This window comes from Micromonospora sp. DT15, from assembly GCF_049841475.1.
In the GTDB taxonomy this organism is placed as follows: domain Bacteria; phylum Actinomycetota; class Actinomycetes; order Mycobacteriales; family Micromonosporaceae; genus Micromonospora.
Map to the genome: position 1 here is coordinate 340,667 of NZ_JBNCKJ010000009.1, position 8,157 is coordinate 348,823.

The following is an 8,157-nucleotide window of genomic DNA, read 5'->3' on the forward strand; positions in this document are numbered from 1 at the left end:
GAGGCCTGAATGAGCGATCGCGACGAGGCGTTCGCCGAGTACTTCACGGCAAGGTCCGGTGCCATGCGCGGCACCGCGTACCTGCTGTGCGGCGACTGGCACCGTGCCGAAGACCTGGTCCAGACGACGTTCGTCAAGCTCTACCGGGTCTGGAACCGGATCTCCCGGCACGAGGTGCTCGACAGCTACGTGCGCCGGATCCTAATCCGGACCTTCCTCGACGAGCGCCGCCGCGGCTGGTGGCGGCGTGAACGGGTGGGTGGCGAGGACGCCGAGCAGGTGGCCCCGTCCGACTCGCCGGAGAGCCGACTGGTGCTGCTGCAGGCGCTGGCCCGGGTGGCACCGCGTCAGCGGGCCGTGCTGGTTCTCCGGTACTGGGAGGACCTGTCGATCGAGGACGTCGCGGCGTTGCTGGAGTGTTCTCCAGGGACGGTGAAGAGCCAGGCGGCACGCGGGCTCGACACCTTGCGCGGCCTCCTGACCCCCACCTACAGCGGGATCGAGATGGGGGAGCGATGAACGAGCAGGAGTTGCGCGAGGGGCTGCGCAGTGAGATGGCGGAGACAACCCCGCCACCACCATTGAGTACGACAGCCGCGCTCGGCGCGGCACGGCGGACGCACTTCCGCCGACGGGCGCTGTTGGCGTCCCTCGGTTCGGCGGCTGTCGTGCTGGCCGTCACCGGCTTCGCGGCCGTCGCCACCCCGGACGGCCACGTCTACCAGCCGGCGGGCCAGGGCCCACTGGCTTCTCCGGACACCAAGGAACCGTGGCCGACCGGGCCCGACGGGCAACCGCAGGAGGACCGGACCGCGCGGGCCGGGTCCAAGTACGACCAGGGGGTTCACCTGCTCACCGAGGCTGTCTCGGTCATACCCTCCGGCTACAGCACGCCGGAGGACCCGCCGAACCAGTCCGCCGAGGAGCGGACGCTGCGGACCCACCAGGCGCAGTTCGAGGACAAGGTGGACGGCGTCGACGTGTGGAGCTATTCGTCCTCGGTGGCAGTGGCCCAGGGTGAGGGCACCGGGCGCGTGATCGTCGAGGTGCACGCTGCCGGCAACCCGCTGCCGACCGAGCCGTGCGACCTGGCCCAGAAGTTCTGGAGCATGCGGGGCGAGTGCCAGGGCGAGACCGTCGGCGCCGTGCGGGTCGGCGTGGTGGTCCGACCGACCGACGACGATCGGCTCGACCAGTGGTCGGCGTACCGGCACCCGGACGGCGTGGTGGTCTTCGTGGCGCAGGCCGCGCGGCTGGACGAGAGCCGGCCGGGGTTGACGAAGCTGCCGTTCTCCGTGCCGCAGTTGGCTGCCCTCGCGGCAGACGAACGGTTCCACCTGAAGTGACACGGCGACTCGGCCTCGCCGAGTGGGCCCAGGTGCCGCCACCGTGCGGGCCACCTGGGCCTTCGTGCGTGGAGCGGGCGACGAGAATCGAACTCGCGTAGTCAGTTTGGAAGACTGAAGCTCTACCATTGAGCTACGCCCGCGTGCATCCCGCCGAAACGGGACGCGCCCCTAGCGTACCCAATGCTGGTGCCCGACGCGTAACCGCGTCACCGCCCCGCGGCGTCGCGTCGTCCGCGACCCGGCGGCACCGCGACCCGGCGACACCGCGACCCGAGATCCGCGCAACATCCGGGATGTAGTGGCCTCGCCGCGCGCGGAGACCACCACATCCGTGAAGTTGTGCGGATCTTGGCGGTACGGGGGTGGGGGCTAATGGTAGTTTTCGGGTGATGTGTCCGGGTGGGGGATGCCCCGGCACCGACTGAGGCGTGGCGACGGCATAGACTGCACGTCGCCACGGGGTGTGGCGCAGCTTGGTAGCGCACTCGCTTTGGGAGCGAGGGGCCGTGGGTTCAAATCCCGCCACCCCGACTGTCGTCCGCGGCCGGGCCGCCCCGGGTGCCGCCCAGTGCGGCTCCCGGGCGATGCCGGAGCGTCAGGCCGGCTCGCCTACACTCGATGGGCTGAATCACGCCCAGACTCAACTGAGATCCGTCAAGGAGTACGCCTGTGAAGAGCACCGTCGAGACTCTGAGCCCGACGCGCGTGCGGCTCGCCATCGAGGTGCCGTTCGTCGAGCTCGAGCCGAGCCTCAAGAAGGCGTACCGGGAGATCGGTTCGCAGGTCCAGGTTCCGGGCTTCCGCCGGGGCAAGGTGCCGACCGCGGTGATCGACCAGCGGGTGGGCCGGGGCACCGTCCTCAACGAGGCGGTCCAGGAGGCCATCCCGGAGAACATCCTCGCCGCGGTGCGCGAGCACGACCTGAAGACGCTGGGGCGCCCGGAGGTCGAGATCACCGAGTTCAACGACGGTGACTCGCTCAACTTCACGGCCGAGGTCGACGTCCGCCCGGAGATCACCATCCCGGACGCGAGCACCATCGAGGTGACCGTCGACGAGCTGCAGATCGACGAGAGCGAGATCGACGAGCAGGTGAAGAACCTGCGGGAGCGTTTCGCGACCCTCAAGACCGTCGAGCGGGCCGCCGCCGAGGGCGACTACGTCCAGATCGACCTGAACGCCACCGTCGACGGCGAGGACGTGCCGGGCGGCCAGGCGAGCAACATCTCCCACGAGGTGGGCAGCAAGCAGCTCCTGCCGGGCCTGGACGAGGCCGTGGTCGGCCTCGCCGCCGGTGACGACACCACCTTCACCACCCAGCTGGTCGGCGGCGACTTCGCCGGTCGGGACGCCGACGTGGCGGTGACCGTGCGCACGGTCAAGGAGAAGGAGCTGCCGGAGCTGAACGACGAGTTCGCCCAGATGGCGAGCGAGTTCGACACGATCGAGGAGCTGCGCGGCGACCTGCGCAACCGGGTCACCCAGGGCAAGCAGGTCGAGCAGATCTACGCCGCTCGGGACAAGGCCCTGGCCCAGCTCGTCGAGGCCGCCGACATCCCGGCACCGGAGGGTGTCGTCCGCGAGGAGGTCGACAGCCGCAAGCAGGCGATGGTCGACCAGCTGGAGCGGATCGGCGCCTCGATGGAGGAGTACCTCGCGGCCGAGGACAAGACCGAGGAGCAGATCGACGCCGAGCTGACCGAGGCGGCGACCGAGGGCGTCAAGGTCCAGCTCCTGCTGGACACGCTGGCCGACGCGGAGGACGTGCAGGTCTCCGACGACGAGTTCGGGCACGAGATCGTGCACCGGGCGCAGCGCGCCGGGATGGCCCCGCAGCAGTACTACGACCAGCTGGTGCGCTCCGGCGCGGCCGCCGCGGTCTTCGGCGACGTGCGGCGGGGCAAGGCGCTCGCGGCCGTCATGGAGAAGATCACGATCAAGGACTCGGCCGGCAACGGGATCACCCTCGACGCGCTGCGCGCCGCCAACGAGGCGGAGCACAACCACGACCACTGATCGTCGGGTGCGGCCGCCGTCCACCGCTCAGCGGCGGACGGCGGCCGTTTCCCTCCCGGGTCCGCCCGGGCAGCAGGCACTGCCGGGTCCGCCCGGGCATGCAAGGCACTGCCGGGTACGCCCGGAAGCCCGCGCCGCGGGTACGCCCGACACAGCTGCGCTGAGAGCGAACACTGCCCCGACCGGGACTCTGCCGCCCCGCACAGCGGTTAGTGTCGGGAAAGACGGTACGGAGAGCGAAGGGCTGCCATGACCGACATGCACATCCCCAAGAAGTCGCTCCGGGCGATTGACGCGCGCGGTGGCGACTCCATTGGCAACCTCGACGACTCGGTCTACAACCGGTTGCTCAAGGAACGCATCATCTTCCTGGGCAGTGAGGTGACCGACCAGGTCGCCAACCGCATCTGCGCGCAGCTGCTGCTGCTCGCCGCGGAGGACCCGGACCGCGACATCAACCTGTGGATCAACTCGCCGGGTGGCTCGGTCTACTCCGGCATGGCGATCTACGACACCATGCAGTTCATCGACAACGACGTGTCGACCGTGGCGATGGGCATGGCTGCCTCGATGGGTCAGCTGCTGCTCTGCGCGGGCACCAAGGGCAAGCGGTACGCCCTGCCCCACGCACGGATCATGATGCACCAGCCGTCCGGTGGTCTGGGCGGCACGGCGTCCGACATCGCCATCCAGGCGGAGCAGATGCTCTACACGAAGCGGATGTTCCAGGAGCGGGTCGCGCACCACACCGGCCAGAGCCAGTCGCAGATCGAGGCCGACTCGGACCGGGACCGTTGGTTCACCGCCCAGGAGGCCATGGACTACGGCTTCATCGACAAGGTGATCATCGGGGCCGCACAGGTTCCGGATGGCGCCGGGACCCTGAGCTGAGGAGCTGACGATGACCGATCTGAGCCTGCCGCCCCAGTTCGCGGCCGTGCACAACCGCTACGTGCTGCCGTCGTTCGTCGAGCGCACGTCGTACGGGGTCAAGGAGTCGAACCCGTACAACAAGCTCTTCGAGGACCGGATCATCTTCCTCGGCGTCCAGGTGGACGACGCGTCGGCCAACGACGTGATGGCCCAGCTGCTGACGCTCGAGGGCACCGACCCGGACCGCGACATCATCATGTACATCAACTCGCCGGGCGGTTCGTTCACCGCCATGACGGCGATCTACGACACCATGCAGTACGTCCGTCCGGACATCTCGACGGTCTGCCTCGGGCAGGCGGCGAGCGCGGCGGCGGTGCTGCTCTCGGCGGGCACTCCGGGTAAGCGGATGGCCCTGCCGAACTCGCGGATCATCATCCACCAGCCGGCCACCGAGGGCGGCTACGGGCAGGGCTCGGACATCGAGATCCAGGCCCGGGAGATCCTGCGGATGCGTACGCAGCTGGAGGACATGCTGTCCCGCCACTGCAACCGCCCGATCGAGCAGGTTCGCAAGGACATCGACCGTGACAAGATCATGACGGCCGAGGAGTCCAAGGAGTACGGGCTGGTCGACACGATTCTGACCAGCCGCAAGAAGGGTTTGCTGGCGGCCAACGCCGCCCGCTGAGCCGTACCGGGTCAGAGGTTGGCCGGGGCCTTCGTTCCCGGCCGACCTCTGACACACCCGTTTTGGGGGTCGGAGAATGCCCCGCCAGCGGGTAACGTCGGGTCCGTACCGCTTCGCCGGCTGGGCTGGCGGCGCGAACCAAGCCGGGCGGCGTGCAACGTCCGCAGGTCAGGGCCGGGTCTCCGGCCGATGAGTGCAGGGAGAACGTAGGTGGCACGGATCGGTGACGGCGGCGACCTACTGAAATGCTCCTTCTGCGGCAAGTCGCAGAAGCAGGTCAAGAAGCTCATCGCGGGCCCTGGGGTCTACATCTGCGACGAGTGCATCGATCTCTGCAACGAGATCATCGAAGAGGAGCTGGCCGAGTCCGGCGAGGTGAAGTGGGAAGAGCTTCCCAAGCCGATGGAGATCTGCCAGTTCCTCGACACCTACGTCGTGGGTCAGGATCAGGCCAAGAAGGCGCTCGCCGTAGCGGTCTACAACCACTACAAGCGGATCCAGGCCGAGGCGGCTGGCGCGCCGGGCTCCGGCAGTGACGCCGTCGAGCTGGCCAAGTCCAACATCCTGCTGCTCGGCCCGACGGGGTGCGGCAAGACGCACCTGGCGCAGACCCTCGCCCGGATGTTGAACGTCCCGTTCGCCATCGCCGACGCCACCGCGCTGACCGAGGCGGGCTACGTGGGCGAGGACGTGGAGAACATCCTCCTCAAGCTGATCCAGGCCGCCGACTACGACATCAAGCGCGCCGAGACCGGCATCATCTACATCGACGAGGTCGACAAGATCGCCCGCAAGTCGGAGAATCCCTCGATCACCCGGGACGTCTCCGGTGAGGGCGTGCAGCAGGCGCTGCTCAAGATGCTCGAGGGCACGGTGGCCAACGTGCCGCCGCAGGGTGGCCGTAAGCACCCACACCAGGAGTTCATCCAGATCGACACCACCAACGTGCTGTTCATCTGTGGTGGGGCGTTCGCCGGCCTCGACCAGATCATCGAGTCCCGCACCGGGCAGGGCGGCACCGGTTTCGGCGCCCGGCTCCGGTCGGTCTCCGAGCGGTCGACCGACGACATCTTCAGCCAGGTCATGCCGGAAGACATGCTCAAGTTCGGGTTGATCCCCGAGTTCGTCGGCCGGCTACCGGTCATCACCAACGTTCGCAGCCTGGACCGCAGCGCCCTCGTTCGGATCCTCACCGAGCCGCGCAACGCCCTGGTCCGGCAATACCAGCGTCTGTTCGAGCTGGACGGTGTCGAGCTCGAGTTCGACGAGCCGGCGCTGGAAGCCATCGCCGATCAGGCGATGCTCCGGGGCACCGGTGCACGTGGTCTACGGGCCATCATCGAGGAGGTTCTGCTCTCCGCGATGTACGAGGTGCCGAGCAACCCCGACGCCGCCCGCGTGCTGATCACCCGCGAGGTTGTCCTGGAGAACGTCAACCCGACCATCGTGCCGCGTGAGTTCACCGGGCGCCGGGCTCGGCGCGACCGCGAAGACAAGTCCGCCTGATCCTTTCCGCATCCCGCCGGCCGTTCGATCCTGAGCGGCCGGCGGGATCGTGTTCGGCGCCGTTCGCCAGTGACCACCGCCCGTGCCGGTCAGGCCGTGGCGCTGTCCGTGAACGGGTCTCCAGCCGTACCCTGGGCTCATGCGTGTCGCCGTCTGCCAGCTGAACGCGCGGGACGACCGTAAGGCAAATCTGGCGGCCGCTGAGGCCCTGCTGGAGCGCGCCGCCGCCGGCGGCGCGGATCTCGCCGTCCTTCCGGAGTACGTCGACTACCTGGGTCCGGCCGCTGGGCTGCCCGACCCGGAGCCGGTCGACGGGGAGGTCGGCAGCTTCTTCGCCGGGGTCGCCAGTCGGCTCGGGATCTGGGTGGTGGCCGGTTCGTTCCATGAGGCGGGTCCGGACCCGGACCACACGTGGAACACCTCGCTGGTCTTCGACCGTTCCGGCAGTCTGGCCGCGAGCTATCGCAAGATCCACCTGTACGACGTGGAGATCCCCGGTCGGGTCTCCTACCGGGAGTCGGCGAGTGTCGCGCCCGGGGCCCAACCCGTGGTGGTTGACGTCGAGGGGCTACGGGTCGGCCTGTCGATCTGCTACGACCTGCGCTTCCCGGAGCTCTACCGGCTGCTCGCGTCCGATGGCGGCGCGCAGCTGCTCGTGGTTCCGGCAGCGTTCATGATGCACACCGGCCGGGACCACTGGGAGGTCCTGCTGCGGGCCAGGGCGATCGAGAACCAGTGTTTCGTGGCGGCGGCCGCTCAGACCGGCGACCACGAGCCAGGTCGCACCTGCTTCGGGCGCAGCATGGTGGTCGACCCGTGGGGAACGGTCATCGGCCAGGTGCCGGACGGCCCGGGGGTCTCCGTCGTCGACCTGGACCTGGAGCGGCTCGACACGATCCGCGCCGAGCTGCCCAGCCTGGCCAACCGCCGGCTCTGAGGCTCAGCCTGGCCAACTGTGGCTCTGAGGTGTGCGGCGGGCCAACCGCGGCTCGGAACCTCAACCCTCCAGCAGGACGCCGATCACCGCGAACCCGGCGATGACGGCGGCGGTGACCAGCAGCGCCGTGGTCATCCGGGACCTGCCCCGTCGGGCCAGCCGTCCCACCGAGAGCACAAGCACGACCAGCACGACCGCGCCGATCACCACCTGCCAGAACGGCCCGATGAGGCCGAGCAGCGCCTGCTCGGCGAACACCCTGGTGCCGTGCCCGGACTCATCCATGATTGACACTCTGGCACGTCGAGGCGGCCCGCGTCCTCGGCTGTGTCGGGGAGTCGAGGTTGCTGGCAGCTCGGCGGCGCCGGGAACCGGCGGGTGCTCTTCGTCCGAACCAGTGATGAACCCTGATTTGCCTTCTCCGGGCCGTCCGCGTAACTTTCTCTCTGCACGGGGGAGGCCGGACAAACCGGCCGAGAACGGGCGCCAGGCTCGTGGCGGGAACGCCGAGCGGGACTGAGGATCGGGCGGTGCGGAACACTCCGGAAACGGGGTTGCGAACGCGAAGCCGACCGGGTAGAGTTTCGAAGCCGGCAGGAGCCGGGCGGAGAGCCGCGAAGCGGCGATCGGCCGGTCTGCGGCTTCCCACGACAGAAACGAACGTTGGTAACGACGTGCGTCATCGTGGACTCGAGCAAGCAAGACTATCCGCGTTATCGGGTTGAAGCATGACGAACCGCGAAATATCGGTTTGACAGGGCGGAAACGAGCGGGTAACGTAGTAA

General features: G+C 68.7%; 8 protein-coding genes and 2 tRNA genes. 8 read left to right on the top strand and 2 right to left on the bottom strand.

What is annotated here, in order from left to right; all coding sequences use genetic code 11:
* Nucleotides 1–9 precede the first annotated feature (9 nt).
* Together ACLQ3F_RS21740 and ACLQ3F_RS21745 are read left to right on the top strand one after the other, a co-directional pair.
* Nucleotides 10–519: a SigE family RNA polymerase sigma factor gene (locus ACLQ3F_RS21740; RefSeq protein WP_425851035.1), complete on the top strand. Its 510-nt coding sequence runs from the start codon at nt 10–12 to the stop codon at nt 517–519.
* Nucleotides 516–1,346, top strand: coding sequence for a hypothetical protein (locus ACLQ3F_RS21745; protein WP_425851036.1), 831 nt, complete (start codon nt 516–518; stop codon nt 1,344–1,346). The genes ACLQ3F_RS21740 and ACLQ3F_RS21745 overlap by 4 nt, the downstream gene beginning before the upstream one ends.
* Nucleotides 1,347–1,415: 69 nt before the next feature.
* Here the strand turns inward: ACLQ3F_RS21745 and ACLQ3F_RS21750 are convergent.
* Nucleotides 1,416–1,489, bottom strand: a tRNA-Gly gene (locus ACLQ3F_RS21750).
* A 317-nt stretch (nt 1,490–1,806) separates the two neighbouring features.
* Here ACLQ3F_RS21750 and ACLQ3F_RS21755 point away from each other — a divergent pair.
* The 6 genes from ACLQ3F_RS21755 (at nt 1,807) to ACLQ3F_RS21780 (ending at nt 7,372) form a co-directional block, all read left to right on the top strand.
* Nucleotides 1,807–1,880: transfer RNA gene (locus tag ACLQ3F_RS21755), tRNA-Pro, on the top strand.
* A 138-nt stretch (nt 1,881–2,018) separates the two neighbouring features.
* Nucleotides 2,019–3,365 carry a trigger factor gene (gene tig / locus ACLQ3F_RS21760; protein WP_357206525.1) on the top strand — a complete coding sequence of 449 codons (1,347 nt, stop codon included), beginning with the start codon at nt 2,019–2,021 and terminating at the stop codon, nt 3,363–3,365.
* Between the two features lie 249 nt (nt 3,366–3,614).
* Nucleotides 3,615–4,256: an ATP-dependent Clp protease proteolytic subunit gene (locus tag ACLQ3F_RS21765; RefSeq protein ID WP_007464111.1), complete on the top strand. Its 642-nt coding sequence runs from the start codon at nt 3,615–3,617 to the stop codon at nt 4,254–4,256.
* 10 nt (nt 4,257–4,266) lie between these two features.
* The gene (locus tag ACLQ3F_RS21770) at nt 4,267–4,929 is read left to right on the top strand and encodes an ATP-dependent Clp protease proteolytic subunit (RefSeq protein ID WP_030333536.1); all 663 of its coding nucleotides are present in this window, start codon (nt 4,267–4,269) and stop codon (nt 4,927–4,929) included.
* A 210-nt stretch (nt 4,930–5,139) separates the two neighbouring features.
* A complete protein-coding gene (clpX, locus tag ACLQ3F_RS21775; protein ID WP_355010117.1) occupies nt 5,140–6,435 on the top strand; it encodes an ATP-dependent Clp protease ATP-binding subunit ClpX in 1,296 nt (431 codons plus the stop codon).
* A gap of 139 nt (nt 6,436–6,574) precedes the next feature.
* Nucleotides 6,575–7,372, top strand: coding sequence for a carbon-nitrogen hydrolase family protein (locus tag ACLQ3F_RS21780; RefSeq protein ID WP_425851037.1), 798 nt, complete (start codon nt 6,575–6,577; stop codon nt 7,370–7,372).
* A 60-nt stretch (nt 7,373–7,432) separates the two neighbouring features.
* On the opposite strand, the gene ACLQ3F_RS21785 is transcribed toward ACLQ3F_RS21780, so the two are convergent.
* Nucleotides 7,433–7,657, bottom strand: coding sequence for a hypothetical protein (locus ACLQ3F_RS21785; protein WP_355010144.1), 225 nt, complete (start codon nt 7,655–7,657; stop codon nt 7,433–7,435).
* Between the last annotated feature and the right edge of the window lie 500 nt (nt 7,658–8,157).

Excerpts from the sequence above, each read along its gene's own strand:
- ACLQ3F_RS21740 (WP_425851035.1), top strand. The coding sequence starts at position 10 with ATGAGCGATCGCGACGAGGCGTTCGCCGAGTACTTCACGGCAAGGTCC.
- ACLQ3F_RS21745 (WP_425851036.1), top strand. The coding sequence starts at position 516 with ATGAACGAGCAGGAGTTGCGCGAGGGGCTGCGCAGTGAGATGGCGGAG.
- ACLQ3F_RS21765 (WP_007464111.1), top strand. The coding sequence starts at position 3,615 with ATGACCGACATGCACATCCCCAAGAAGTCGCTCCGGGCGATTGACGCG.
- ACLQ3F_RS21770 (WP_030333536.1), top strand. The coding sequence starts at position 4,267 with ATGACCGATCTGAGCCTGCCGCCCCAGTTCGCGGCCGTGCACAACCGC.
- ACLQ3F_RS21780 (WP_425851037.1), top strand. The coding sequence starts at position 6,575 with ATGCGTGTCGCCGTCTGCCAGCTGAACGCGCGGGACGACCGTAAGGCA.
- ACLQ3F_RS21785 (WP_355010144.1), bottom strand. The coding sequence starts at position 7,657 with ATGGATGAGTCCGGGCACGGCACCAGGGTGTTCGCCGAGCAGGCGCTG.